This is a genomic window from Achromobacter veterisilvae, assembly GCF_037619525.1.
Classification (GTDB): Bacteria; Pseudomonadota; Gammaproteobacteria; order Burkholderiales; family Burkholderiaceae_B; genus Achromobacter; species Achromobacter veterisilvae.
Genome location: NZ_CP148753.1, coordinates 5,573,295 through 5,599,436 on the forward strand (window position 1 = coordinate 5,573,295; position 26,142 = coordinate 5,599,436).

Genomic DNA, 26,142 nt, shown 5'->3' on the forward strand with positions numbered 1-26,142 from the left:
GAGTCAGGAAGACATGTTGGTCAGGCCGTCGACGATTTCGCGGCCATGCAGGATGGCCGCATGCACCGCTTCGCGTGGACTGAAGACGAAGCCGCCCTCGGCAAAGCACGGAACCGGGTATTCGTCGCCGCCTTCGAGCACGGCGCCTGCCTGGACCACCATCACCGACGCAATGAATACGGGGCCGCTGGGAGGCGCTTCAATCTCGGCGCCGGCGCCCCGGGACACTTTGGCCGTAAGCCGGTATCCCTTGTAGATCAAGTTGTTCTGATGCACTTCGGATGCCCTCTTTCTACGGTCCAGCATACCTCGGCTGTTCATGACAGTCCGGATATGTTTTGTAACTCAGGCAGAAACTAGAAACATTGTTGCATCGCAAGACTTGCGTCCCCGTTTCTCAACCTAGGCGGGCCGGAAACGCGCATCGCGCGCGCGGCCAAGCCTGACGCGGCCTGCGCGCGAACGGGAATGCTCAGGCCGCGCGCTCCGGCGCCGATTCATCGGGATTACCCTAGCGCTGTTGCGTATCCACACTTTCAGACGGATTCATATCCGTCGCCCGCATGTAGTCCGCCAGCGCCCAGCCCCAGCGGTAGACCGCCGTGGCGAGACTATGCGGCGACATGCTTGCGCCCCCGCGGCCACGCCGCTTCAAACCCGGCGGGCTGAGCCTCGGCCTTGCCGAAGAAAGCAGGAAACTGCCGTTCGCCTTTTTTCGTGACGCCCAGCGCGCGCGAATCCAGGTCCTTGGCTACCCAGCCCCGCCGCAGCAGCGCATCCAGCAAGGCCGCGCCCAGCGCGCCGCCCAGGTGCGAACGGCGTTCGCTCCAGTCCAGGCAGGCGCAGGCGAAGCGCCGCCGGCGCTGCCGCGCCAGCGCGACGTCCACGCCCACCTGCGCCAATGCGGCCTCGCCCAGGGGAGTCAGCGCGTAATCGCGCCCATCGTCCTCCAGCCAGCGGCGGGCCAGCATCGCGTCGTGGATGCGCACGGCCAGCGTGCCCGCCATGTGGTCATAGCAGGTGCGCGCCTCGCGCAGCGCGGAAGGCGTAGTGGGCTTGAACGGCGTGCGCTCGGCGCCGGCCACCACCAGCAGGGCCTCCAGCGCATGCCCGACCTCGCCGTTGGCGAGCCGGTAATAGCGGTGCTTGCCCTGAACGGCCACTTCCACCAGCCCCTGCTCGCGCAAGCGCTGGAAATGGCTGCTGGCCGTGGAAGCGCCGATGTCCGCCACCGCCGCCAGTTCCGTGGCCGTCCGGGCACGGCCGTCCAGCAGCACGCACAGCATGCGCGCGCGCGCCGGGTCGGCGATGGCGCCCGCCACCGCGGAAAGATTGATGTCGGCGAACGTGGATTCCATGATTCGCTCCAGGCCAAAGTATTGTGTGCAGAGTCAAGCATACTGCGAGTCATCCCAACAAGACAGCCGGCCCGCCGGACACCCATGCGCAAACCCCATGCATTCTTCGGCTGGACAGTCCTGTACGCCACCTTCGTGCTGGCGATCTTCGGCTGGGGCGTCGGCTTCTACGGCCCGCCCGTCTTCCTGCACGCCGTGGCGCAGCGCACCGGCTGGGGCGTCGCGCTGGTGTCCGGCGCCGTCACCCTGCACTTCCTGTGCGGAACGCTCGTGGTGGCCAACCTGCCCCGCCTGTACGGGCGGTTCGGCGTACCCGCGGTAACGCTGAGCGGCGCCGTGCTGCTCGCGCTGGGCGCGAACGGCTGGGCCCGGGCCGCGGAGCCCTGGCAACTCTATGCCGCCGCGCTGTTCTCCGGCATGGGATGGGTGGCCCTGGGCGCCGCGGCGGTCAACGCCCTGATCTCGCCCTGGTTCGTCCGGCGCCGGCCCGCCGCGCTGGGCATGGCCTACAACGGCGCCAGCGTCGGCGGCATCGTGTTCTCGCCCCTGTGGGTCTACCTCATCGGCGAGGCGGGCTTCGCGCAGGCCGCCTTGTGGGTGGGAATCGCGATGGTGGGCGTGATCGCGGCGCTGTCGCTCAAGGTATTCGCCGTCACGCCGCAACAGCTCGGACAGGCCCCCGACGGCGCGGCGCCGGAAGCCCGGGCCGCCGCGCCGGCGCCCTCGCCGCCGCCCGTGCCCGATCTCTGGCGCGACCGGTCCTTCCTGACCCTGGCCGCGGGCATGGCGCTGGGACTGTTCGCGCAAATCGGGCTGATCGCGCACCTGCTGTCGCTGCTGGCGCCCTTGCTGGGCGCGCAGACGGCCGGCCTGGCGATGGGCCTGGCCACTGCCAGCGCCATCGCGGGGCGCACGCTGGTGGGATGGCTGATGCCGGCCGGCGCCGACCGGCGCAAGGTGGCCTGCCTGGCCTATGGCATCCAGATCTGCGGTTCGCTCGTCCTGATGCTGGCGGCCGAACATGCGTGGGCCGTGTGGCTGGGCGTGCTGCTGTTCGGTTCGGGCATCGGCAACGCGACCTCGCTGCCACCGCTGATCGCCCAGACCGAATTCGCGCGGGACGACGCCCAGCGCGTCGTGCCGCTGATCGTTGCTCTGTCGCAAGGCGCCTATGCGTTCGCGCCCGCCCTGTTCGGCATCCTGCGCGCACTGTCGGAACGTGCCGGACATCCGCTGCTCTGGTTCCTGGCCGCGGCGGCCTGCCTGCAGGCGGCCGCGATCGCGAGCTTCGCGCTGGGACGCGTCACTCCAGCCCGCCCCGGCGCGCGACCAGCCCGGCCATGACGGCATCGCCCTGCTCGTTCGCCAGGCCTTCCGCCACCCCCCGCCGATCGGCGGCCGTGCGGTTCTGGCTGACCTTCCATTTGCCTTCGATGCGCGAAAGACGGATTTCCACGCCGACGATCGCCCGCATCTGGGCGGCGATGAAATCCGCCGGCGCGTCGTCCACGCGCCAAGGCTGCGCGCGCGCCTTTTCCTGGCTGTCGGTCAGCGCGTCGAGCTGCGCCCGCAGCCACGCCGGATCGTCCTGGACCGCGGGCACGCCCCAGGCGTGCACGGCCACGAAATTCCACGTCGGCACCACCTTGTGCGTCTCCGCCTTGGTCGGATACCAGGAAGGCGAAACGTAGGCCTGCGGCCCATGGAACACGACCAGGCATTCCCGCCCCGACGCCAGTTCGGCCAGTTGCGGATTGGCGCGCGCCACGTGCAGGCGCAGCACGCCGCAAGGCCCTTCGGGATAGAGCAGACAGGGAATGTGATTCGCCATCAGCCCGCCCTGCCCGGCGGTCGTGAGCACGCCCAGGGGGTGGGCGCGGATGAAATCGTGCTGGACGTCGAGAGAATCTTCGCGAAAGGCGGACGGCAGGTACATGGCGGAATCGGCGGTGGCTGAAAACTCCCAACATACCGCCGCCGTGGCTCCATTGCCAGGGCCAACGAAAATTCTTTTCATGGTGCCACCCGCGGCGCGGCCATCAGTCTTGCCGGCTGTACCAACCTGCCCAAGGCGCAGAACTATTCCACGTCCCTGGGCGAAAGCCAGAGCCAGCCCAGCCAGGATCCCGGATGGAGCGCCGGCCGGATCTGGCTGTGCCCCGGCCCGACGATCTGGACTTCCGGGACGACCCGGCCATGCGCGAGCGCGTGCCGACCTATATGAACGAAGCGCTGCGGCGCGAGTTCGCGCAGTCCGGCTATCGATTGCTGACCGATCCCGCGCTGCGCGACGCCAACACCGATGAACTGCCGATCGCGTCGATGAGCACCGTGACGGGCAGCAATCTGCCGCGGGAACAATCGCGAGCGGATCCGGGTCGAAGCCATCGCGTTTTTCCATCCGATATCACGAAGTAATGAATATTGACGTCAACCCTCACTTACCCATGGCCACGGCTAATGCTACTGTTCCGCCTGTGCAAGGAGTACATGCAATGGATCAGAAGACCAAGCCCTGGGCTTTTCCCAAGCCCCACCCGGAAAATACCCCGCGGGGCGAACGCAACAAGCAGGAGTTCGACGCTCCCGCCCAAGACAGGAAACCCGCGCCCAAGCCGCGCGGCAAGAAAGAGACGCCGGCCGCCAGCCGGGCTCGCTCATGACTCTGGCCGCATGGGCACGCGCCGCCGCCGCGGCGGCGCTGTCCGCGCTTTCCCTGGCCGCCTCGGCGGCGCCCGACGTCCAGACGGGCGACCTCGTGTTCCAGCAATCCCGGTCGGCGCAAAGCCTGGCCATCCAGCAGGCCACGCATTCGCCGTATAGCCACATGGGCATGATCGTGGTGCGCCAGGGACGCCCCTACGTGCTGGAGGCCGCTGCCCAGGTCGGCTACACGCCGCTCGCCCAATGGGCGGCGCAAGGCGAACGCGGACACTATGTGGTCAAGCGCCTGCGCGACGCGGCCCGGCTGGCGCCGCCGGCGCGCGAACGGCTCGCCGCGGCCGGCGCCGCATTCGTGGGCAAGCCGTACGATCTGCTGTTTGCGTGGCCGGACGAGAAAATCTACTGCTCGGAGCTGGTCTGGAAGATCTACCAGCGCGCGCTGGGCGTGGAGATCGGGGCGCTCGCCCCGCTCAAGCAGTTCGATCTCAGCGCTCCGGCCGTGCGCGCCAAAATGCAGGAACGCTATGGCTCGGACGTGCCCTGGGAGGAACCCATCATCTCACCCGCCGCCATGTTCGACTCGGCGCTGCTGCTGACGATAGACGAACGCTAGCCGCGGCACGCCTCGATATACACTGGCATTTTGCCCCTCGGGGAAAATGATCCATGCGTCCCGGCATCAGTGTCATCACTCTAGGCGTCGACGATCTGGGCGCCGCCCTGCGCTTTTATCGCGACGGCCTGGGCCTGCCCACCGCCGGCATCATCGGACAGGAGTTCGAGCACGGCGCGGTAGTGTTCATCGATATGCAGCCCGGCCTGCGGCTGGCCCTGTGGCCGCGCGCCAGCATCGCCCACGATACCGGCCTGCCGCTGGGCGCGGCCTCGCCGACCAATCTGACGCTGGGCCACAACGTCGGCTCCCGCGCGGAAGTGGACCGTGTCATGGCCAGGGCCGAGACCGCCGGCGCCCGCATCCTCAAGCCCGCGCATGACACCTTCTGGGGCGGCTACGCCGGCTACTTCCAGGACCCGGACGGCCACGTATGGGAAGCCGTCTGGAATCCGGCATGGCAGGCCGACGCCGGGACATGATGGGGCCGGCGCCTTGATGCCGGAGCGCTGCCGACCCTACGCGTAATCCCCTAGCCATGGCTTGCAGGACACCCGTTATCCTCGCGAGCGTGTGTGTCCCGGAAGGCCTGCATGAACCCTCGTCTCGATCTCTACACCTTGCAGGTATTCCTGGCGGTGCTGGAAGAAGGCAGCATCACGGCTGCCGCGACGCGCGAACACATCGCGCCGTCCGCCCTGTCCAAGCGCCTGTCCGAACTCGAGCGCGTACTGGACGTGCCGCTGTTCCAGCGGCACGCGCGCGGCGTGGAGCCCACCAGCGCCGCGCGCGCACTGGCTCGGCGCGCGCGCACCCTGCTGCACCAGACGCAGGACCTGGCGGATGAAATCCGCGACTACTCTGCCGGCTTGCGCGGGCGCGTGCGCGTGGCGGCCAATCTGTCGTCGATCGCCCAGTTCCTGCCCATGGAACTGCGCCGCTTCCTGCTGCGGCATCCCAACGTACAGATCGACCTCGAAGAATCGGTCAGCGCCGGCGTCACGCGCGCGGTGGCCGACAACGCGGCCGACATCGGCGTCTACACGCAGTCCGACGACGAGAACGGACTGGACATCTTCCCCTACCACCGCGACATCATGGCCTTGGTGGCGCCCGCCGGGCATCCTCTGTCGCGCCGCGAACACGTGGCGTTCGCCGACACCCTGGACTACGACCACGTCGGCATGCACCGGGGCAGCGCGGCGAACTACCTCTTCACGCGCGAGGCCGCCTCCATGAACCGCACGCTGCGGCTGCGCTTCCAGGTCACGTCCTACGACGCGCTGGTGTCCATGGTGCGCGCCGACCTCGGAATCGGGATCGTTCCCGCGAAGGCCCTGTCCGTATACGCCTGCGACGAACTCTGCATCGTCCCGCTGACCGATGCCTGGGCGCGCCGGCAGTTGAAATTGTGCGTGCGCAGCAATGAATCGCTGTCCGGCGCCGCCCGTCTCTTGCTTGATCACCTGATCGCCGAAGCCGCAACGCAGCATTGACCGCGGGGGTTTTCCCGACGCCGCCGCCCGCGGCCCGAGGCATCGCATTTCGCGATACCCCGCCGAAGATTCGCGAATTGTCCCGCCTGGATCGATCGCTGAAGATAGTGACCGACAACGCCGTCCCGGACACCGCCGCGCAAGCCCTTGCGGGCGCAGGAACCGGGCACCAGGAGACAAGCGCCGTGAGCCTTCCAGACCGGGTTGAAATCGTGGAAGTCGGCATGCGCGACGGACTGCAGATCGAGTCCGAATTCGTGCCCACCGACACCAAAGCCGAAATACTGAACGCCTTGATCGACGCGGGCGTCAGGCACTTCGAAGCGACTTCCTTCGTCTCGCCGCGCGCGGTGCCGCAGATGCGCGACGCCGAGGAAGTCCTGGAGAAAGTGCGCAAGCGCCCCGGCGTGGTGCTGGGCGCGCTGGCGCCGAACCGCAAGGGCGTCGACAATGCGCTGCGGTCGAAGGCGGACGAAATCGTCGTCTTCCTGTCCGCCACCGAAAGCCACAACACCAAAAACCTGAACCGTCCCGTCGAACAGTCGCTGCGCGATATCGAGGAAATCGCGGAACGGTTGAAGGACCACCCGATAAAGCGCAAGGGCGCCATCGCCGTCGCCTTCGGCTGCCCGTTCGAGGGCGACGTGGACCTGGAGCGCATCAGGACCATCTTCGCCCAATTCGCGCGCCTGGGCTTCGACGCGGTCACGCTGGGCGACACCACCGGCATGGCCACGCCCCGACTGGTGCGCCGCACGGTCGAGGCGCTGCGGGCCGACCATCCCGACGTAAAGATATCGCTGCACTTCCACAACACGCGCGGCATCGGCCTGGTGAACGTGGTCGAGGGCCTGCGCGCGGGCGTCACGTCCTACGAGTCCTCCCTGGCGGGCCTGGGCGGCTGTCCGTTCGCGCCGGGCGCCACGGGCAATATCTGCACCGAGGACCTCGTCTATCTGCTCGATGAAATGGGCGTGGACAGCGGCATCGACCTGCGCGCGCTGATCAAGGTGGCGCAGCGGCTGGAGCAAGTGATCGGCCGGAACCTGCCGGGCCAGTTGATGAAGGCCGGCCCGCGGCTGCATCTGCACGACTATGGCGGCGCCGTCGGCGCGGTCGGTTGAGGAGGCCCGAATGGACAACCCTCCGAATCCTGAAATCGCGCGGCTTCCTCTGAGCGCAGTGCGCGAAGCCGGCGTCAACCTGAACCGGCCGGAATGCGTGCTGAGCACCGCGGCCGGCGACCTGTACGTATCGGACAAGGCCGGCGGCATCCGCCACATCCAGCCCGGCGGCAGCGCCCGCCTGATCGGCGCCCAGGCCGGCCTGATCCCCAACGGCTTCGCGCTGCTGCGCGACGGTTCGTTCGCCATCGCGAACCTGGCCGACGACGGCGGCGTCTGGCGCGTGCAGCGCGACGGCTCGGCCGCCCCCCACATCATGGAGATCGACGGCGTCGCGCTGCCCGGCGTCAACTTCGTCTGGCTGGACGACCGTGAAAGGCTGTGGATCTGCGTGAGCACGGTGCGCAAGGGCGACCACCAGTTCCGCCGCGACATCGCCGACGGCTTCATCGCCGTGCACGATGGCCGCGGCACGCGCATCGTGGCGCAGGACGTGCACTGGACCAACGAATGCCGCATGGATCCCACCGGCACTTACCTGTACGTCAACGAAACCTTCGGCCGGCGGCTGCTGCGCTTCCGCGTAGCCCCGAACGGCGATCTCGGCGAGCGGACGGTGATCACCGAATTCGGCAAGGGCACCTATCCCGACGGCATGGCGGTCGACGAAGCGGGCCACATCTGGGTGATCAGCGTGGTATCCAACCGGGTGATACGCGTCAGCCCCCAGGGGGACCAGCAACTGGTGCTCGAAGACGGCGACCCCGCCCACATCGACAGGCTGGAAGCCGAATACCTGGCCAACCGGCTGAGCCGCCCGATGGTCTACGACAACCACAGCAAGAAGCTGCAGAACATCACCAGCATCGCGTTCGGCGGGCACGACCGCAAGACGGCCTTCATGGGCTGCATCAACGGAACCAGCCTTGCCGTGTTCGATTCGCCCGTGGCCGGGCTCAAGCCCGTGCACTGGAACTGGTAGCCCGCGGCCGCCTCGGCCGCACCATCCGCCGTCCACAAAAAAGAACGGCGGATCCACATAACCGGACAGGACAACATTCCGGGGGAGACATCATGAACAGGAAGCTATCGCCGTTTCTGGCCCGTGGCGCGGCCGTCGTGCTGGCGCTGTCTGCCGCCGCCGCGGGCACGTTCCTGCCCGCCCGGGACGCGCAGGCGCGCGAGATGAAGATCGCGACCATCGCCGCCTCCAACAGCCCATGGGACCACGCCATGCGCGCCTTCGCCGACGAGGCCGCGAAGCAGTCCGGCAACGATCTGCAGGTCCACGTCTACACGGACGGGCAACTGGGCGACATCAGCAAGATCCTGTCCTCCATGCAACTGGGCACGCTGGACATGGGCTACTTCGGCCTGGGCTCCGTCGTGTTCCTGCGCGGCGCGCAGCCCCTGAACATCCTGTATGCGCCCTATCTGTTCAAGAGCGGCGAGGAGGCCGAGCGCATCATCAACAGCGATGAGTTCGCCAAGATCTTCGACGACGTGGCCAAGAAGTCCGGCGTGCGTGTGTTCGCGGCGTTCGGCATCCGCTCTCCCCGCGCGCTGCAGACCGTGTCGCGCCCGATCAACAAGCCCGAGGACGTCAAGGGACTGAAGCTGCGCGTTCCCTCCATTCCCATCCTGAAAAGCACGTTCGAGAAGCTGGGCGCGCAGGTGGTGCCCTTGGGCATGACCGAAATCTACACGGCGCTGGGCCGCGGCATGATAGACGGCCAGGACAACGGATTCGACCTGTCCATACCGTTGCGCTTCCACGAAGAAGCCAAGTTCTGGGCCGCCACCGATCATGCGTACGAACTGACGGGCTGGTTCATCTCCGAACGCGTCTGGCAGGGGCTGGACGACAAACAGCGCCAGGCGCTGGTCGACGCGGCCAAGGCCGGGGGCAAGGTCGCCACCCGGCTGGACAAGGAACTGGACGACAACGCGGTCAAGCTCCTGAAGGATGCCGGCGTGACCTATACGCAGCCCGACAAGGCCGCGTTCAGGGCGGCCCTCTCCACCGTCTACCAGCAGTACGAGGGCAAGGACTGGCCCGCGGGCATGGTGGAACGCATCCAGAAGATGCAAGAGTAGACCATGAGCGCCCCTATGCCGGCCACGGCCAGGACCGCAGCGCAGGCGCCCGAGGGATCGCCCTGGCGCGCGCGGGTCCTGCGCGCCGACCGCATCGTCTGCTGGATAGGCCGGCTGGGCGTCGCGCTCACGCTGGCCGTGGTGCTGGTCTTCTGCTTCGCGCAGGTGCTGGACCGCTACCTGCTGAAGACGCAGTTCGACGCCTGGGACCAGATCGCGCGCATCGGCATGCTGTGGTGCGCCTTCCTGGGCGCGGCGATGGCCTTGCGTGAACGCCGCAACGTGGTGATAGACCTCATCGACAGCCATTTGCCGGAGCGCGCGCGGCGCTTTCGCGACCGCCTGTTCGACGCCCTCCTGCTGGCGCTGGCCGCAACCCTCTTCTACAAGGGCCTGGACGTGGTCGAGGTGGGGCACTTCCAGGACATCGTCGGCACGCCCTTCACCTACGCCGTGAGCTATGCCGCGCTGACCGCGGGCATGGCGTTCTTCACGCTGTTCCTGGCCTTGCGCCTGCTGATCCCGAACGCGCCGGTCCCGCGCGACGCCTTCGCGCGCGGCGAAGAAGAGAACGATATGCCGGGGACGCACCCATGATCCTATTCTCGGTGGTCCTGTTCATCGTCCTGATCCTGTTGGGATTGGACATCGGCTTCGCGATGATCACCGCCGCCATGATCGGCATGCTGTTCAAGGGCGGCGGCGGCGTGGACATCGTGCAGGCGCCGCTGTCGATGCTGGGCGGCATCGACGAGACGGCCCTGGTCGCGATCCCGCTCTTCATCCTGGCCGGCGAACTGATGAACCGGGGCGGCGTCACGCTGCGGCTCATCAACTGGTCCATGGCCATGGTCGGCCATATGCGCGGCAGCCTGTCGCAGGTGTCCCTGACCACCAACCTCGTCATGGCGGGCATCAGCGGCTCCGCCGTGGCGGACGCGAGCGCCATCGGCACCGCGATGATCCCCTCGATGAAGAGCGAAGGCTACCGCCGCGGCTACCCCGAGGCGGTCATCGCCTGCGGCGCCATGCTGGGCCCCATCCTGCCCCCCTCGATCCCGATGATCGTCTACGCGGTGCTGGCCAACCTGTCCATCATCCGCCTGTTCCTGGCCGGCATCATCCCCGGCTTCATGCTGCTGGCCGGCTACATGGCCATCTGCGCCTGGCAGGCGCGCCGCCACGGCTACAAGTCGCGCCCGCGGGCCAGTTGGCCCGAGCGGGCGAAAGTGACGCGCGCGTCCATCTGGGCGCTGCTGATGCCCGTGCTGATCATCGTAGGCATACGCTTCGGCCTCTTGACCGACACCGAGGCCGCCGCCTTCGTGGCCGTCTATGCGCTGCTGGTGGGCCTGGCCGTCTACCGCGAACTGAAGCTCGGCGAACTGGGCTCGGCCTTCTATGCGGCCGGGCGCACCATGGCCGTCGTCCTGTTCCTCCTGGCCGCCGCAGGCCCCTTCAGTTGGCTGATCAGCGAATCGCGCATCGCGGCCACCATCGCCAAGAGCATATTGAGCATTTCCGAGGAGCACTGGGTCGTGCTGCTGACGGTGAACGTGTTCCTCATCCTGGTCGGAAAAATCCTGGAACCGCTGCCGGCCATGATCATCACCCTGCCGGCGCTGCTGCCGATCGGCGCGCAACTGGGCCTGGACCCCATCCAGTACGCCATGATCCTGATCCTGAACCTGATGACGGGCATGCTGACGCCGCCGGTCGGGATCCTGCTGTTCGTGACCTCCGCCGTGGGCCGCACCCCGATCGGCCCCATCGTGCGCGAGATCATTCCTTTCTTCATCTGGTCGCTGATCGTGCTCGCGCTGATCTGCGCCTTTCCCCCCCTGACCCTGTGGCTGCCCGGCCTGGGCGGCTGATACTGCACAGACAAACGATATGCCCCTTTCCGGAATCCGCGTCCTGGACCTGACCCGCATCATCTCGGGACCGTACTGCACCTCCATCCTGGCCGACATGGGCGCCGAAGTCATCAAGATCGAAACGCCTGGAGAAGGCGACCCGGTCCGCCACCAGGGCGTGATCAAGAACGGCTTGAGCTGGTATTTCGCGAACTACAACCGCAACAAGAGATCGGTCACGCTGGACCTGTACAGCCAGGAAGGCAAGGACATCCTGCGCCGGCTGATACCGAAATGCGACGTCGTGATCGAGAATTACCGCCCCGGCATCATGGACAAAATGGGGTTCGGCGATGACGCCCTGAAGGCGCTGCGTCCGGACATCATCCATTGCAGCATCAACGGATTCGGCACGTCCGGTCCGTATCGCGACCGGCCCGCTTTCGATTTCATCGCCCAGGCCATGAGCGGGTTCATGAGCCTGAACGGCGGCGAAAGCGATCCGCCCATGCGCGCGGGCCCGCCCATCAGCGACCTGGTCGCCGGGATGAACGGCGCGCTGGGCGTGCTGGCCGCGCTGTTGCGCCGCGAACGCACCGGCCGCGGGGATTCCATCAGCGTCAGCCTGATGTCCAGCATGATAGGACTGCTCAGCTTCCAGGCGGCCAACTACTTCGCCAGCGGCGAGCTTCCGCCGCGCACCGGCAACGACCACGGCATCGTCGCGCCCTACGGGCTGTTCGAAACGGCGGACGGCCAGGTCGCGATCGCGCCGTCCAACGACGCCATGTACGAGAAGTTCCTGGACGCGCTGGAACTTCAGTCGCTGCGCTCGCATCCGGACTTCCAGGCCAATGCCGACCGCATGCTGAACCGCGAATCGATCAAGGCCGCCATCGAGGCCCGCACCCGCCAGGAAAGCAGCCGCTATTGGATAGAACGCCTCAACCGGTACGGCGTGCCCTGCGGACAGGTGCTGAACCTGCGGGACGTCTTCGACGATCCGCAGGTGGCCGACCAGGAAATGGCCATCGACGTCCCGCATCCCGACGGGCAGCAGGTGCGCATGCTGGGGTTTCCGATCAAGTTCGCGGAATCGCCCTGCCTGGCCCGCGCGCCCGCGCCGTCCCTGGGCGCGGACACCGAGGACGTGCTTCGGGAACTGGGCCTGCCGGAATCCCGGATACAGGAGTTGCGCGCGAAAGGCGCCGTCTAGGGGCGCCCGCCGCCTCTGGCTCCGGCGCCGCCGCGCGATCAGCAGTACGCGTCAAGAATCTGTCCGCAGTCAACGACGTCCGGCAACCATGACCGGACGCGCCCCGCAAAATAATGGAGACTACAACCATGATGCTACGTGCCTTGATGTTCTCGGCCTGCGCGCTTGTCGCCTGCGCCCCCGCCTCCGCCGCGGACCCGTACCCCAACCAACCCATACGCGTCATCGTGCCGTTCACACCGGGCGGCGGCACCGACTTCCTGTCGCGCACCGTGGCCGCCAAGCTATCGGACTCGGTCAAGTGGAACGTCGTCGCGGAGAACCGGCCGGGCGCCGGCGGCACCATCGGCATCGGCACCGCCGCCCGCGCCAAGCCGGACGGCTACGAGATCGTCATGGGCCAGGTCGACAACCTGGCGGTGGCCCCGTCGCTCTACGGCAAGCTGTCCTACGACCCGATCAAGGACTTCGAACCCATCGGCATCGTCGGCGAAGCCCCGCTGGTGGTCGTCGCGGGCAAGAACGGCCCCTACAAATCGCTCAAAGACCTCATCGACGCCGCCAAGAAGGCGCCCGGCACGATCAACTACGGTTCCCCCGGAGCCGGCACCATCACCCACCTGGCCGCCGAACTGCTGCAACTGCAGGCCGGCATCAAGCTGGTCCACGTGCCCTACAAGGGCTCGGGTCCGGCGATGGCCGATCTGCTGGGCGGCCAGGTGCCCGTCATCTTCACGTCCATTCCGTCGGCCGCTCCCCAGATCAAGGCAGGCAGCGCCGTGCCGCTGGCGGTGACGTCGCTCAAGCGCAGCCCCGCCATGCCCGACGTGCCCACCGTCGCGGAACTGGGATACCCCGACTTCGACGTGCGCGTCTGGTACGGGCTGCTCGCGCCCGCCAAAACGCCCCAACCCATCATCCAGACCCTGAACAAGGAATTGAACAATATCCTGGCGCTGAAAGACGTGCAGGACGCCCTGGCGGCCCAGGGCGCCACCGCCATGCCGACGACGCCCGCGCAGTTCGCGCAGACGATCGCGGCGGACCATAAGAAGTGGCGCTCGGTCATCCAGGCCGCCAACGTAAAGCTCGAATAGGCCTCCCCCCGAATCTTGCGTGAAAACGCCGTAGGCCAGACGCATGCATCGCCTCGTGCGTATGCACGAGGCTCCCTGGGAAGCCCGCCGCAAACCCGCTGTTAATGCGGGATTGCGGCATTGACAGCACCAGACCCAGTTGTGACGATGACCCCGGCGCCACAGGTTTCAACGTGGCGCGAGTACGGGAGGTTCATCATGTCGATATCGTGTAGACGATTGGAGGATGTGATCGCGGTCTCCGCAGCGGGAGTCCAGTATCGAATCGAGCGACATCTCGTTCAACAACCCACGGCAGATCCGAACGTGGACGCATTCGCTGTCTTGACCTGCCGCCTTTCCACGGGCGGCGCCGTGATCAGGGAGGGTAACGGCGTATACCGGCTCGAGTCAGGGGAAATACTCCGGGCAATCGACCGGCGCAGGAAGCGAAACAAGCACGAAGGGTAGAAGCAAGAGCCCGCTGGCGAAAGCAGCGGGCTTTTTGATGGCAGCACGGCGCGCCTAGCGGCCGGCGCCGCGGCGAAGCCGCTCGACCTCGGCTAGGTTCAGGCGCTTCGCTTCCTCTTCGGCATAGTCCCGCTCCCCGGACTCGTAGGCCCCTTCATAAAGGCATTTGCTGCGGCTGAGCTGGCACTCGGCGCTGACCTTCGAAGCGCTGCTGGAAGTCTGCCGCTCCGGCTTGCCCAGGCCGATCGAGGAACACCCGGAAACCAGTGCGGCCAGGCACAGCGCGGCGCCAAAGCGGCCCAACGATTGAATCGACATTTGCCCTACCCCTGCGAAAAAGCTGTAGCTGTCTTTATAGCAAGCCAACGGGACTGCTCCAAACGGGCGCGAGAATGGCCTCTCGACGGCTCTTTCGCCGCCAGGCCGCGACATGCCGTGGCGATGCCAACGCGCGGTACTTTGCCGTCCCCGCCCGGGACCAGACGAGCCTGTTCCCTCTCAAGGCGCTTGGAACACCAGGGAAAGGCAACGTCGGCTTCACGTTTCCCAGCGGTATGTCCATGACCATCGCATCTAACGGATGGACCACGACCAGCCAGGACCAGATTCACAACGAGAACTCCCTGTATGGCCAGGTGTCCGCGAAACCCAACTCCGAGGCTGGCCAATGCCGGATGGCAAACGGCAAGACCACAAGAACGTTCAATCTCAAGAACCGAGGCAGGGCCGCGGCACGTCCTCAGAAACTTGCCCGCCCTACTCCCATCCGGGCGCCGGTCACCATTTCGGTCACCCAATTGACCAGGATCGAGGTATAGGCGCGCTGGGCGGGCTTTTCGCTCAGCGCGTGGTCGGCCCCGTCGATGATCCGATGCGTCAACGAATGGGACCGCCGGAAGGCGGAGCGGTAGCTCATGATCGTGGAGTGCGGGATATAAATGTCGTGCTCGGCCTCCACCAGCAGCACGTCGCCCGAAAACTCGGTGCACGCCTTGAGCGCGCGGTTCTCTTCCGGCGGCACATAGGCGCTGCGGTAGGCTCGCAGCGTGTCGCGGTTGAGCTGGTTCTTCGGCAGCAGCCATTCATCGTCGCGGTACAGCGCCGGAACATGCAGCGCCAGCCAACGCACGCGCCGCAAGGCGCACAGCAAGGCCGCCAGATAGCCGCCGTAGCTGCTGCCCACTACCGCGATCGAGCCGGAATCCAGCGAAGGGTGAGTGGCCAGGCGATCATAGGCGGCGACGACATCGCGCAGGTTGTCTTCACGGGTCACCTGGCGCTGCCGGGCCTGCGTGGCGGCATGCCCGCGCAGATCGAACGTCAGGCATACGCAACCCAGCGCGGCGATGCCCTTGGCGCGGGACAGATCGAATTCCTGGCTGCCGCCCCAGCCATGGATGAACAGCACGCCCGGCACCTTGTCTTCAGGGGTGAGAAAAGTGGCGTCCAGCGCCACGCCGTCGACGTCCAGCGCGATCGGATTGCTATGCGCGGCCATTGCCCTGCTCCAGAATGCCGCCGGACTTGCTGATCGGGCCGACGGCCGCGTCCATTCCATGGAACACCAGACGCTGGACAATCGGAGCCGGTTCATCCGCGCCGTATCGCTCCTTCGTCTCGGCGCGCACCTCTTTCAGCGCGGGCGACAGCGCGAAGGCCTGCATCGCGGCAAGCTCGGCGATGCTCGCGCCGCCTGCGCGCCAGGATTGCTCCAGCACGCCGGCGCGGGGGCCGCCGTCCGCGCCGCGCCCGAACGCCACGTCGTAGTTGCGCCGCGACGCGAGCAGCTCCGGATAAGCGGCGGACACTGCCGAGTCGTAGCGGCATGCCATATCGACCGCAAGCCGCTCCCTTTCGCTCAGTTGCAGCCCGCGCAGCGCATCGAAGCCGCCGCGCGCCACACGCAGTTCCGATCCTCCATAGACCTGGTTGCCGCCATTGTCCTCGGTGAGCGTCTGGGTGCCGACGTAGGCCACCTCCATCTTTCCCACCCGCGCCCAGCCGACGCTGTAGGTCTCGACCGCTTCCAGGTCTTCCTCCAGCACCAGGCCAAGCTGGTTCATCGCCTGGCGAGATTGCGCCGCCACCGCGGCACGAAGCGCATCCGGATCGCCTACCACCACCTGCCCCCGCCCGGCCGTGGCATCCGCCGGTTTCAAGCGCAGAGGCCCGCGCTTCAATAACCGTTCTCCCGCCGTCAGCGCGTCCTCGGGGCTGAATGCCGTATAGCCCGTCAGCACGACATCGCGCAGCATGTCCGGCAACGACTGGGCCCACGCGGGGGGAGACTGTGCGTGCGGCCCCACCAGGCCGTGGCTGATCGACTTCGTCGCCACGAAGGCTTGCGGAACCACGCCGCCATAGAGGTCGGCCGCCCGCTTGATTCCAAGAATGGCTGCGCGCGCCGAGCCGACGATGCTGCGGTCGGGCACGTAATAGGGTGCCGGTTCGCCGCGATGGCGGCTGGGACGGTATCCGGGCACGTAGCGCCTGCCCAGCAGCGCGGCCAGGCGTAACGCCAGCGCGTCCTGGGAGGCGATTTCATGTTCGGATGCGGTCGCCCGCCGGGGATAGGCGGCCACGATGCCCGCGGAGGCTGTCGGTGTGGGGGTCATGGCCACCCGCTCAGCAAGGCGCATGCCCGGCGCCTAGGGGCGGGGGAATAAATGTATGTACAGAAATCTCTTGCCGCCCTCACTTAATGTACATACAATAACTGCATGGACATCACATTCGACCCCGCCAGAGATCTGAGCAACCAGCGCAAGCATGGCGTTTCGCTGGCCGATGCCGAAGAGTTCGAATGGGATGACGCCCTGGTGCGCGAAGACATGCGCCGTGAATACGGCGAACGTCGCGTGATCGCCCTCGGCTACATCGATGTGCGCCTGTGCTGCGTGGTGTACGTGGACCGCAACAACGAACGGCGCATCATCAGCCTGCGCAAGGCAAATTCGAGTGAGGTGAACCTTTATGCCGAAGCTTAAGCCGGGGACGATGGTCCCCACCCCGGAAGAAGACGACACCATCGACCGCGGCATCGCCGCCGATCCGGACACCTATGAGCTGGGTTCCGCCGACCTGAAGCAGATGAAGAAGATCGGACGCCCGAAGGCCGAAGTCACGAAAGAGCGCATCACCATCCGGCTGTCGCCGGATGTGCTGGAGCGCTTCCGTGCCACCGGCACCGGCTGGCAGACGCGGGTCGATGCCGCCTTGCGGGACTGGCTGAAAACGCACGCGCCCCGCTGATGGCCGCGGGGGCAGGGAACGGTACGCGTTCATGCCCCTTGCAGATGGCCATGGGCGCCGCAGCCCGGTATGCGGGCAATTGGAAAATTCCTGCCGCACAAAAGAAAACAGCCGCTTTAAGCGGCTGATTTCCAAGGTGTTTTGGGGTGGCTGATGGGGCTCGAACCCACGACAACCGGAATCACAATCCGGGACTCTACCAACTGAGCTACAGCCACCTCTGGTACTGCTTTCTTCGCCGCGCTGTCTCTGAAAAGAGACGCTCATCAACGAAGAGGCCGAATTCTAGCACGTTTTTTTGAACGGTGTGGAAGCGGGCGGGGCCTGCCTACTTGCCAGGCCCCGCCGTGTTGATATCCTTGCGCATTGATCCCCTCTGGAGGCTGTCTCTTTCGCCATCGCCATGGACCGCATACACGCTATTTTGATCGATTACTGGCCCCACCTGGTATTTGCCATCAGCGTCGTGGCCGGGACGGGCGCGGCGGTGCATGCCGCGATGACCAAACAGGACGTGCGGGCGGCCATCGGCTGGGTGGGGGTGGCGCTGTTTTCGCCGCTGTTCGGGGCGCTGTTCTACTTCGTGGCCGGCATCAACCGCATCCGCAAGACGCGGCTGTCGCAGCAGCGCGACGAAGCAATGGTGGTGGACGCGGAACAGGTCGAGACGGCGCCCGTGGACGTGGTGCCGATCTCCGGCCCGCAGTTCGCCTCGCTGAAGGTGCTGGGCGACCGGGTCAGCCGGTTCCGCCTTCTGGGCGGCAACGCGGTGCAGCCCCTGGCCGGCGGCGACGAGGCCTATCCGGCCATGCTGCAGGCGATCCGCGACGCGCGCCACGCCGTGGCGATGCAGAGCTACATCTTCGACAACGATCCGATCGGGCGCGAAATGGCGCAGGCCTTGATCGAAGCGCGGGCGCGCGGCGTCGAAGTCCGGGTGCTGATCGATGCGATAGGCTCCAAGTACTCCCGCCCTCCCATCGTCCGCATGCTGGCCCGCGGCGGCGTGCCGGTGGCGCGCTTCATGACCAATCCGCTGGGCGTGCTGCGCATGCCCTACGCCAATCTGCGCAGCCACCGGAAGGTGCTGGTCATCGACGGACGGGTGGGCTTCACCGGCGGCATGAATGTGCGCGCGGCCTTTGTCAGCGCGCTGGCCGGTCCCGCCACCAACCGCGACACGCACTTCCGCGTGGAAGGCCCGATCGTGACGCAGTTGATGTCGGTGTTCGCGCACGACTGGAACTTCACCACGCACGAATCGCTGCCCGCCAAGCCCTGGTTCGACCCCAGCGCCATACCGCTCACCGGTTGCGTGCCGATGCGCTGCGTGCCGTCCGGCCCCGACCGCGCGCTGGGCAGTTCACACAATATGCTGCTGGGCGCGCTCGCGGTGGCGCAGCGCCATGTCCGCATCCAGTCGCCCTACTTCCTGCCCGACCAGACGCTGATCGGCGCGCTGGCGACGGCCGCGCGCCGAGGGGTGGCGGTGGACATCGTCATCCCCGGCAAGAACAATCTGCGGCTGGTCGACTACGCGATGACGGCGCAACTGGACCAGGTGATCCGCACCGGCTGCCGGGTCTGGCGCTCGCGCGGCGCGTTCGACCATTCCAAGCTGATGACCGTGGACGACGCCTGGGCCTATGTCGGGTCGTCCAATCTGGATCCGCGCAGCCTGCGGCTGAACTTCGAACTGGACACCGAAATCTACGACGCCGGCGTGGCGCGCTGGATCGCCGCGCGGGTCGACGAACTGATCGGCCAGGCCCGGCGCGAGACGCTGGAAACCCTGCAGCAGGCGCCTTTCGCCAAGCGCCTGCGCAACAAGGTGATCTGGCTGGCAACGCCCTATTTGTGACGCCGCCGCCGCAACTACGGTAATCTTGCGCGATGCGCTATGAACTTACCGATCTCCGCCTGTTTCTCGCGATCGCCGAGGCGAAAAGCCTGTCCGGCGGAGCCAACGCGGTGCACTTGACCGCGTCCTCGGCCAGCTATCGCCTGAAGAACCTGGAGTTCGCGATGGGCGTGCCGCTGTTCAAGCGCGAGGCCCGCGGCATGGAACTCACGGTGGAAGGCGCTTTCGTGCTGAAACACGTGCGCTCGCTGCTGGCAGGCGTCGAACGCATGCACGGGGAGGTCAGCGGCTTCGCCAGCGGCCTGAAGGGCAGCGTCAAGCTGTTCGCCAACAGCAGTTCGCTCAACGGCTTCATCGTCCCCAGCCTGAGCCGCTTCCTGTCGGCCAACCCCAACGTCAATATCCTGCTCGAAGAGCGTTCCAGCAATACCATCGAGGCCGCCATCGCCGGCCAGGAAGCGGACATCGGCATCTTCGCGGGCCGGGCGGAATCCGCCGGGGTCAACGCAACGCGCTATGCGGTCGACGAACTGATCATCGCGGCGCCCTTGAACCACCCCGTGGTGGAAAGCTCGCCGGTGCGCTTCCCGGCGGTGCTGGACCTGGATTTCGTCTGCATGAGCCGCACCAGCAGCAATTACGTCTTCCTGCGCGACATGGCCAAGCTGGCCGGGAAGGCGCCCAAGGTGCGCATCCACGTGCATACCTTCGACGCCGTGCTGTCCATGGTGGAGGCTGGCGTAGGCGTGTCCCTGGTGCCGCGCAGCGTTGCCGCCAGCGCGCTGCGCGAAGAGCGGATCGCGGCCGTGGCCCTGCGCGAACCCTGGGCCCTGCGCGAACTGACGCTCGTCACCCAGGCCGGCGTGCCGCCCTCGCCCTTCGTCGAACAGGTGGCCGAATACCTGCTCGACGATCCTATCGTGGCGGCCACGCGCGAACAGGATTGAGCGTCCTCGCGGGACGCGGGAGCGCTCAACTGCCCAGGCAGGCCTGCGCCGCGGCGACTGTGCGCTGAATGCTGCGCTCCAGCCTGTCGGCCGTCAGGCCATAACCGGGCAGGCGGCGCCACAGGACCAGCCCGCCCGTCTGCGGGTCGATGCCGGCGGCGGCGCCGGCCAGGTTCTGCCCCAGGTAGGCGTCGCCCAGCAGTTCGACGGCGGCCTCCCCGTCCAGCTCGATCGGCTCGGCGCCCACGGGGGCCAGCAGCAGCAGCTCTTCTTCCGCGGCGTCCCATGCCAGCACGACCGCCTGCCCGGGCTGCGGCAGGAGCACGCAATGTTCGTTCTCGAGCACGGCGGGGGGCAGGCCGGCCCGCGTGCAATAGGCATTGACCAGGGCGAGGAAAGTGTCGATGTTCATGTGGCGATACGTTCGGCTGGAAAGTCCGGAATCAGGCGAAATTGGCCGGCGTGAAAATCGGCTGTTCGGGCGCAACGGCAAGCTCGGCCGGATTGTCGTCGCCCGGCTGGCCCAGCCGGGCGCCCCAGTTGAGGGCGGCATCGCTGAAGGCATGGAACCTGCCCGCCAGGGCTTCGGCGTCCAGCTCGGCAAGGTCCAGCCGCAGCATCAGCATTGCGTGATGGCGCGTATCGTCCAGGGCCAGCGCGCCGCCGGCGACCGAGCGCCACGAGGTATTCGCCGCCAGCATCATGGGATAAACGCGGGCGCGCGCGTCCGGCGCCACGGGGCCCAGGTCGGCGGCCAGCACCAGGGCCTGGACTTCGCCTTCGACGAAATACTGCAACAGCAGGGTAACGCCGCCGACCCGCAGCGCGCCCGCGCCCTGCTCGTCGAAAAGCGTGGCGTCCTGGCCCAGGGCCTTCGCCAAGGCCGCCAGTTTGGCGGGCAGAGAAATGGACATTGCGGATTTCCTTTGGAGGCGGAAAGGATGGAGCCGGGACGGCTCAATGCTTGTGGTTGAGGATGGAGGTGGAGGTGAGCATCGCGCCGATATGCGGCACCATGCCGACGGGCACGCGCAGCGAGACCTCCTTGCCGTTGGGGGACGTCGTAAGAGCCGTCCCCCCCTGGCCCATGAGCGGCCCGAGGTAGCTCTGAAGCGCTTTGTTCATCTTGGCGACGTCGCTCTTCGAGCCCGAACACGTGAACAGCAGGTCATTGGTGCCTGCTTCCTGGCGGATATGCCATTCCTTGCGCTTCGATGGATCGGAGATCTGCGGATGCCGCAACGGAATGCCGCTGTCGGTCTTCGCGGTCGTCGGGGAGGTCAGCTTCTCCAGGCCGTCGAGCAGGTTGAGGGAAATGTCGCGCAGGTTCGTATGGTCGATGCCGGTGTTCGGGACGCCGAAATCGAAATCGTCCACCGCAAGCCGCTCCTGGAATATCTGCAGGATGTCGTCGCGGCGCCCCTCGTACTGAGCCTTGATGCCCTGGATATGCTGGCCGAAATTGGCGGAATCGGGCCGTTGGTCGCCGAACTGCTGGGCATACAGGTCGAACAGTTGGGAGTCGGCGCCGGATTCTTTCAGCCTGGCGATCTGCCGCACTCCCTCCATTTTTTCGGAAAGCGGGCTCTGGTCGAACATGGAGAAATTCTTGTAGCCCTGGCCCGGGAGGATACTGGGCTGCTTGAACGAGAAATCCGAATTGATGTCGCCGCGCCGGCCCAGCAGGCCGCCCTCCAGCGCATGGCCGGGATCGATGCCGACAAAGGTGTCGCCCACGTAACCCTTGTTTCCGCCCTTGGAGCCGAGCGCGTCGCGGTCGGCCATCAGCAGCAGCAGGATCTTGTTGCGGCCCAGTTCCTTCATGCTGGAATCCAGCGTGGGCGGCCCGCTGTATACGCCGTTCGCATCGCCCTGCGCCTTCGTGTTGCGCACCAGCACGCCATCCTTCAGATAGCGTTCGCCTCGCAGGGGCTTGCCGTCGAAGTCGCTGAACGAGTGCTCGTCCGTGCCGTCCACGTGCGTGCCGTCCAGCATGAGCTTGGGCGTCCCGTCGGCATATTCGCCCTCCACGATCTTGAGCTTCTGGCTCTGGATGCCCAGGCTGCGCATCAGGTCGTTGGCCAGCGCTTCGCGCACCGCGCCCTCGTTGCGGTCCTTGGCGGTGGCGCCCGTGAACCAGCGGTGCAGCGCGTTCTTCGCCTTGTCGCTGGGAATCTGGTAGCGGTCCCCGGATTTGTCGGCCTCGTAATAATCGAGCTTGATGTAGTGGTTCTTGTTGAACTTCGGCTGCGTTTCCATGATGCCGTGGCGCAGGCTGTCCATCATTTCGTTGGCGTGCCCGGCGCGCGCCCCGTCGGCGGTCTGCGCGCTTCCGGCGAAGGCCTCCTGCACCAGGCCCGAAACCAATGCGTTCGTGAAGCCAGGATCCCGGTCCTGGTCGGCCCGCAGGCTTGCCAGCACGTCCGGCGCATCGCCGTCCTTAACGGACTGCAAGAGTTCCCGGGCATTTTCCGCATGCGGCGAATCGGACTCGGAGAGGGACGTCAGCACCTGGTTCAGCATGGCCTGCAGGGCCTGGTCGCCGGGCGCGCCCTGCGGGGGTTGCGGGCCCAGCCACTCCTCTGTCATCCGCAGGGCGTCCTGGTGGAACTTGTGCTGCGGATTCTGCAGTTTGACGGAGTCGCCCGGCGTCCAGTCGCGCTTGGCGATGAAACCCGGTTCGACGCCCTTCGCCTTGTCGCCCATGACCCGGTAGCCCGCCACGCTGCCCTGGAAGGCGTTTCCGTTGACCGGGGCGTAGCGGCGGCCGAACTGGGGTGCGGGATCGTCCTGCGCGCGCGCCAGGACGCGGCTCAGCCCCTGCCCGATCGCCGCGGCGAAATTCTGGAACTGATTCCCGATGCGGGCGAGCAAATTCGTTTGAAGTTGGCCCGAGGCTCCCTGCACTTGCGTAACCATGGCTTTCCCGTGAATCGATGTCCGAAGGGCGACGGACATGGACTGCCCGCCAGGCTCATGGTCTGAGTAACGGGGCGCGCGGGAAAGTTCCAACGGCGGTCCGGCACCCCGGGGACGTATTCAACGTGGGGGCCAGGTCTACCGGCGGCGCTTGCTTTCCAGGAATTCATTCATGAACTTCTGGGGTTCGCCGGTATTGAAAGCGGCCCCGAATTCCGCGACGCTGTCCTCGATCGCCTGGTCCACCGACATCGTCTCCCAGCGGCGCAACAGCTTCTTCTGCTGGCGCAGCGCCGCCGGGCCGAGCGCGGCGAAGCCCTCGGCCAGCTTGCGCACGGCGGCGTCCAGGTCGGCCCGGGGCACCGCGGCGTTCACCAGGCCCCAGTCCCGCGCGCGCCTGGCGTCGATCAGATCGCCCGTGAGCAGCATCCAGGCGCTGTTGGCGGCGCCGATCAACGGCGGCATGAGCGCGGCGTGTATCACCGAGGGAATGCCCACCTTCACCTCGGGCATGCCGAACTGCGCGTCGTCGGCGCTGATGCGCAGGTCGCAGGCCAGGGCGAACTCCAGGCCGCCGCCCAGGCACCAGCCCGGAATGCGCGCGATGACGGGCACCGGGAAGTGGCGGACCGCATTGCAGAGGTCGCGCAGGTTCGAAATGAAGGTCCGCGCCTTCTGCTCGTCGAGCGCGGCCATTTCCGCGATGTCGGCGCCGGCCACGAAGGCGCGGTCGCTGGCGCCTCGCAGGACCAGCACGCGCACCGCATCGTCGTCGCGCAGTTGCGCGAGCGCTTCTCGAAGGCCATCGATCACCGGCGTGCTCAGGATATTCAGCACGCCGGCGTCCTGCATGGTCAGGGTGGCGATGCCGGACGCCTCGATCTCGGCGCGGGCATGGGGAACGGTAAAGGATCTGGTGCTCATGAGGGTTCCTGGTTACTGCATTTTCTCGAATTTGATGTCCTCGACCACGGTCTTCCAGTGGCCGTAGGATTGCGCGATCAGCGCGCCGAACTCGTCGCGCGACATCGGACTGGGCATGGCGCCCTGCTTCTCGATGGCGTCGGCGGTGGCGGGATCGGCCAGCGCCTCGCGCACCGCCGCGTTCAGCTTGTCCAGCACGGCGGCCGGCGTTCCGGCGGGCGCGGCCAGCCCGAACCATGAAGGATGGTTCATCGCCGGCAGGCCCGCTTCGGCGTAGGTCGGCACGTCGGGCAGGACTTTCAGCCGCTGCTTCGCCGCCACGGCGAGCGGGCGGATACGCTGCGCCTGGATCAGGGGATTGGACGACGGGATATTGTCGAACACGACCTGTACCTGCCCCGCCACCAGATCGTTGAGCGCCGGCCCCAGGCCTTTGTAGGGGACATGCAGCATGCGGGTGCCGGTCGTCTTCAGGAACAGCTCGCCATTCATGTGGCTCAAGCCGCCGTTGCCGGAAGAACCGAAGGCGTACTTGTCCGGTTCCGCCTTCAGCAGCCGCAGGAATGCCGCGAGGTCCGGCGCGGGCAGCGCCGGGTTCACCACCAGCACGTTGGGAACGTCGGCCAGATTGCTGATGGGCGCGAAATCCTTGACGGGGTCGTAGGCGCTTCTTGCGTAGACGTTCGGATTGACGGCGTGGGAGCTTTCGACCGCCATCACCAGGGTATAGCCGTCGGCGGGCTGCTTGGCGGCATAGGCCGAACCGATGCTGCCGCCGGCGCCGGGCCGGTTCTCGACGACGACGGATTGGCCAAGCCGCTCGCCAAGCTTGTTGCCGACCACGCGGGCGATGATGTCCGTCGTGCCTCCGACGGCATAGGGAACGACCAGGCGGATGGGCCGGTCGGGATACTCGGCGGCGGCCATTGCCGGCAATACCAGGCAGGCGCATGCCGCCGCCAGAGGGAATCGTATGGATTTCATTGTTGTCTCCTCGGATGAATCACAAAGTGGCGGGACTCGGCAGCACGATATCCGTGTGCTCGCCCAGCAGCGGCGGCGCGGCGCCCATCGCTGCTGGCGGAGTCCCCGCCAGCAGCGGGTTGCGCACCAGGCGCAATTCGCCCAGCACGGGATGCGTGGCGGTCTGCAACAGCCCGCGGTGCAGCACCTGCGGATGCGCGAACACCTCGTCCAGCGTGTGGATGGGCCCCCAGGGCACGCCAGCGGCGTCGAAGGCGTCCGTCCAGCGCTTGCGCGCGGCGGCCGCCAGCGTTTCGGCTATCAGCGGCCGCAGGCTGTCCATGTGCGCCAGGCGCGCGCTGTTGGTGGCGTAGCGCGCATCGGCCGCCCATTCCGGGCGCCCCGCCACGCCGCAGAAACGCGCGAACTGGCCGTCGTTGCCGATGGCCAGGATGAGGTGGCCGTCGGCGCAGGCGAAAACCTCGTACGGCGCGCAGTTCGGGTGGGCGTTGCCGCTGCGTTTGGGCGCCTCGCCGGACACCAGGTAGTTGGCGCCCTGGTTCGCGTTCAGCGCCACCGCGACGTCGAGCAGGCAGATATCCAGCGGCATGCCTCGCCCGGTCTGGTCGCGCTGCCGCAACGCGGCCAGCACGGCCGAAGTGGCGTACATGCCGGTCATCAGGTCCACCACCGCCACGCCGGTGCGCAGCGGCCCCGCGCCCGGCGTTCCATCGGGCTGGCCGGTGTAGCTCATCAGGCCGCCCATGCCTTGGAACACATAGTCGTACCCCGGCTTGCCGGCCATGGGGCCGGACTGGCCATAGCCGGTGATGGACAGATAGATCAGGCGCGGATTGAGGCTCGCGAGCGAGGCGTAGTCGAGCCCGTACTTGCGCAGGCCGCCGGCCTTGTAGTTCTCGACCAGGACGTCGGCGTCGGCGACCAGCTCCCGCACGCGGGCGGCGCCCGCTTCCGTGGAGAAATCGATGGCGACGGATTGCTTGCCTCGGTTGCAGGCCATGAAGTACGCCGACATCGACGCGCCGCCGTCGGCCGACCGCAGGTCTGGCGGCCCCCAGCCGCGCGTATCGTCGCCGCGTCCGGGATGTTCGACCTTGATGACCTGCGCGCCGAGGTCCGACAGGTTCTGCGTGCACCAGGGGCCCGCGAGGATGCGCGACAAGTCCACGACTTTGACGCCGCGCAAGGCATTGTGAAGCATAGTGTCTCCGTGATTCAGGCGATCCGGAAAATTATGCCGGCCGCGTTGCGCGGCGAGGAGTCGAATGTTTCGAACGCTGTGTT

Annotated in this window: 29 protein-coding genes and 1 tRNA gene; 17 read left to right on the forward strand and 13 right to left on the reverse strand. The window is 66.9% G+C overall.

The features are described 5' to 3' along the window. Positions 1 to 3: 3 nt before the first annotated feature. Both WHX56_RS25855 and WHX56_RS25860 read right to left on the reverse strand, forming a co-directional pair. Positions 4 to 276 (reverse strand): hypothetical protein, encoded by a 273-nt coding sequence (locus WHX56_RS25855; RefSeq protein ID WP_129244584.1) that lies wholly within the window; start codon positions 274 to 276, stop codon positions 4 to 6. Between the two features lie 335 nt (positions 277 to 611). Then, on the reverse strand, positions 612 to 1,358 hold the full coding sequence (locus WHX56_RS25860) for an ArsR/SmtB family transcription factor (protein ID WP_129244582.1): 747 nt from the start codon (positions 1,356 to 1,358) through the stop codon (positions 612 to 614). A gap of 84 nt (positions 1,359 to 1,442) precedes the next feature. Between WHX56_RS25860 and WHX56_RS25865 the strand changes: the two genes are divergently transcribed. Then, positions 1,443 to 2,702, forward strand: coding sequence for an MFS transporter (locus WHX56_RS25865; RefSeq protein ID WP_287752471.1), 1,260 nt, complete (start codon positions 1,443 to 1,445; stop codon positions 2,700 to 2,702). Here the strand turns inward: WHX56_RS25865 and WHX56_RS25870 are convergent. Next, on the reverse strand, positions 2,662 to 3,294 hold the full coding sequence (locus tag WHX56_RS25870) for an FMN-binding negative transcriptional regulator (RefSeq protein WP_129244578.1): 633 nt from the start codon (positions 3,292 to 3,294) through the stop codon (positions 2,662 to 2,664). The two genes, WHX56_RS25865 and WHX56_RS25870, sit on opposite strands and share 41 nt — an antisense overlap. A 194-nt stretch (positions 3,295 to 3,488) precedes the next feature. Here WHX56_RS25870 and WHX56_RS25875 point away from each other — a divergent pair, with 194 nt between their 5' ends. From WHX56_RS25875 to WHX56_RS25930, 12 genes are all read left to right on the forward strand, one after another. Next, positions 3,489 to 3,776 carry a hypothetical protein gene (locus WHX56_RS25875; protein ID WP_338879372.1) on the forward strand — a complete coding sequence of 96 codons (288 nt, stop codon included), beginning with the start codon at positions 3,489 to 3,491 and terminating at the stop codon, positions 3,774 to 3,776. Between the two features lie 77 nt (positions 3,777 to 3,853). After that, positions 3,854 to 4,021: a hypothetical protein gene (locus tag WHX56_RS25880; protein WP_165360295.1), complete on the forward strand. Its 168-nt coding sequence runs from the start codon at positions 3,854 to 3,856 to the stop codon at positions 4,019 to 4,021. After that, positions 4,018 to 4,635, forward strand: coding sequence for a YiiX family permuted papain-like enzyme (locus tag WHX56_RS25885; protein WP_338879373.1), 618 nt, complete (start codon positions 4,018 to 4,020; stop codon positions 4,633 to 4,635). Before WHX56_RS25880 ends, WHX56_RS25885 begins: the two co-directional genes overlap by 4 nt. A 53-nt stretch (positions 4,636 to 4,688) precedes the next feature. Further along, a complete protein-coding gene (locus tag WHX56_RS25890) occupies positions 4,689 to 5,117 on the forward strand; it encodes a VOC family protein (protein ID WP_129244571.1) in 429 nt (142 codons plus the stop codon). Between the two features lie 111 nt (positions 5,118 to 5,228). Beyond that, complete coding sequence (locus WHX56_RS25895; RefSeq protein WP_338879374.1) at positions 5,229 to 6,131, forward strand: LysR family transcriptional regulator; 903 nt, start codon at positions 5,229 to 5,231, stop codon at positions 6,129 to 6,131. A gap of 185 nt (positions 6,132 to 6,316) precedes the next feature. Further along, on the forward strand, positions 6,317 to 7,255 hold the full coding sequence (locus WHX56_RS25900) for a hydroxymethylglutaryl-CoA lyase (protein WP_338879375.1): 939 nt from the start codon (positions 6,317 to 6,319) through the stop codon (positions 7,253 to 7,255). Positions 7,256 to 7,265: 10 nt separating this feature from the next. Beyond that, positions 7,266 to 8,237 (forward strand): SMP-30/gluconolactonase/LRE family protein, encoded by a 972-nt coding sequence (locus WHX56_RS25905; protein ID WP_165360294.1) that lies wholly within the window; start codon positions 7,266 to 7,268, stop codon positions 8,235 to 8,237. A 92-nt stretch (positions 8,238 to 8,329) separates the two neighbouring features. Next, positions 8,330 to 9,352, forward strand: coding sequence for a TRAP transporter substrate-binding protein (locus tag WHX56_RS25910; RefSeq protein WP_338879376.1), 1,023 nt, complete (start codon positions 8,330 to 8,332; stop codon positions 9,350 to 9,352). A gap of 3 nt (positions 9,353 to 9,355) precedes the next feature. Next, complete coding sequence (locus tag WHX56_RS25915) at positions 9,356 to 9,949, forward strand: TRAP transporter small permease (protein ID WP_338879377.1); 594 nt, start codon at positions 9,356 to 9,358, stop codon at positions 9,947 to 9,949. Further along, entirely contained in the window at positions 9,946 to 11,226 is a 1,281-nt protein-coding gene (locus tag WHX56_RS25920; protein WP_129244559.1) for a TRAP transporter large permease, read from the forward strand. Before WHX56_RS25915 ends, WHX56_RS25920 begins: the two co-directional genes overlap by 4 nt. A 19-nt stretch (positions 11,227 to 11,245) precedes the next feature. Then, positions 11,246 to 12,424, forward strand: coding sequence for a CoA transferase (locus WHX56_RS25925; RefSeq protein WP_338879378.1), 1,179 nt, complete (start codon positions 11,246 to 11,248; stop codon positions 12,422 to 12,424). A 131-nt stretch (positions 12,425 to 12,555) separates the two neighbouring features. After that, positions 12,556 to 13,521 carry a Bug family tripartite tricarboxylate transporter substrate binding protein gene (locus WHX56_RS25930; protein ID WP_422393675.1) on the forward strand — a complete coding sequence of 322 codons (966 nt, stop codon included), beginning with the start codon at positions 12,556 to 12,558 and terminating at the stop codon, positions 13,519 to 13,521. Positions 13,522 to 14,025: 504 nt separating this feature from the next. Here WHX56_RS25930 and WHX56_RS25935 read toward each other — a convergent pair. The 3 genes from WHX56_RS25935 to WHX56_RS25945 form a co-directional block, all read right to left on the reverse strand. Then, complete coding sequence (locus WHX56_RS25935) at positions 14,026 to 14,289, reverse strand: hypothetical protein (protein ID WP_338879380.1); 264 nt, start codon at positions 14,287 to 14,289, stop codon at positions 14,026 to 14,028. 421 nt (positions 14,290 to 14,710) lie between these two features. Continuing rightward, complete coding sequence (locus WHX56_RS25940; protein WP_129244548.1) at positions 14,711 to 15,469, reverse strand: alpha/beta hydrolase family protein; 759 nt, start codon at positions 15,467 to 15,469, stop codon at positions 14,711 to 14,713. Next, positions 15,456 to 16,610, reverse strand: coding sequence for a DUF3182 family protein (locus WHX56_RS25945; protein WP_338879381.1), 1,155 nt, complete (start codon positions 16,608 to 16,610; stop codon positions 15,456 to 15,458). Before WHX56_RS25945 ends, WHX56_RS25940 begins: the two co-directional genes overlap by 14 nt. Positions 16,611 to 16,691: 81 nt before the next feature. On the opposite strand from WHX56_RS25945, the gene WHX56_RS25950 reads away from it, so the two are divergent. Both WHX56_RS25950 and WHX56_RS25955 read left to right on the forward strand, forming a co-directional pair. Beyond that, on the forward strand, positions 16,692 to 16,958 hold the full coding sequence (locus tag WHX56_RS25950; protein WP_129244546.1) for a BrnT family toxin: 267 nt from the start codon (positions 16,692 to 16,694) through the stop codon (positions 16,956 to 16,958). After that, positions 16,945 to 17,223: a BrnA antitoxin family protein gene (locus WHX56_RS25955; protein WP_129244543.1), complete on the forward strand. Its 279-nt coding sequence runs from the start codon at positions 16,945 to 16,947 to the stop codon at positions 17,221 to 17,223. The genes WHX56_RS25950 and WHX56_RS25955 overlap by 14 nt, the downstream gene beginning before the upstream one ends. A 142-nt stretch (positions 17,224 to 17,365) precedes the next feature. On the opposite strand, the gene WHX56_RS25960 is transcribed toward WHX56_RS25955, so the two are convergent. Beyond that, positions 17,366 to 17,441: transfer RNA gene (locus WHX56_RS25960), tRNA-His, on the reverse strand. Positions 17,442 to 17,626: 185 nt separating this feature from the next. Between WHX56_RS25960 and cls the strand changes: the two genes are divergently transcribed. Then, positions 17,627 to 19,084, forward strand: a complete 1,458-nt coding sequence (gene cls / locus WHX56_RS25965) for a cardiolipin synthase (protein ID WP_287752451.1) — start codon at positions 17,627 to 17,629, stop codon at positions 19,082 to 19,084. A gap of 32 nt (positions 19,085 to 19,116) precedes the next feature. Then, complete coding sequence (locus tag WHX56_RS25970; protein WP_129241204.1) at positions 19,117 to 20,031, forward strand: LysR family transcriptional regulator; 915 nt, start codon at positions 19,117 to 19,119, stop codon at positions 20,029 to 20,031. 25 nt (positions 20,032 to 20,056) lie between these two features. On the opposite strand, the gene WHX56_RS25975 is transcribed toward WHX56_RS25970, so the two are convergent. The 6 genes from WHX56_RS25975 to WHX56_RS26000 form a co-directional block, all read right to left on the reverse strand. After that, complete coding sequence (locus tag WHX56_RS25975; protein WP_165360165.1) at positions 20,057 to 20,443, reverse strand: type III secretion system chaperone; 387 nt, start codon at positions 20,441 to 20,443, stop codon at positions 20,057 to 20,059. Positions 20,444 to 20,474: 31 nt separating this feature from the next. Further along, a complete protein-coding gene (locus tag WHX56_RS25980) occupies positions 20,475 to 20,945 on the reverse strand; it encodes a type III secretion system chaperone (RefSeq protein WP_129241202.1) in 471 nt (156 codons plus the stop codon). 43 nt (positions 20,946 to 20,988) lie between these two features. After that, positions 20,989 to 22,950, reverse strand: coding sequence for a hypothetical protein (locus tag WHX56_RS25985; protein ID WP_338879382.1), 1,962 nt, complete (start codon positions 22,948 to 22,950; stop codon positions 20,989 to 20,991). 138 nt (positions 22,951 to 23,088) lie between these two features. After that, on the reverse strand, positions 23,089 to 23,874 hold the full coding sequence (locus tag WHX56_RS25990; RefSeq protein WP_129241200.1) for an enoyl-CoA hydratase: 786 nt from the start codon (positions 23,872 to 23,874) through the stop codon (positions 23,089 to 23,091). A gap of 12 nt (positions 23,875 to 23,886) precedes the next feature. Further along, complete coding sequence (locus tag WHX56_RS25995; protein ID WP_129241199.1) at positions 23,887 to 24,858, reverse strand: Bug family tripartite tricarboxylate transporter substrate binding protein; 972 nt, start codon at positions 24,856 to 24,858, stop codon at positions 23,887 to 23,889. A 19-nt stretch (positions 24,859 to 24,877) separates the two neighbouring features. Further along, complete coding sequence (locus WHX56_RS26000; RefSeq protein ID WP_129241198.1) at positions 24,878 to 26,059, reverse strand: CaiB/BaiF CoA transferase family protein; 1,182 nt, start codon at positions 26,057 to 26,059, stop codon at positions 24,878 to 24,880. Between the last annotated feature and the right edge of the window lie 83 nt (positions 26,060 to 26,142).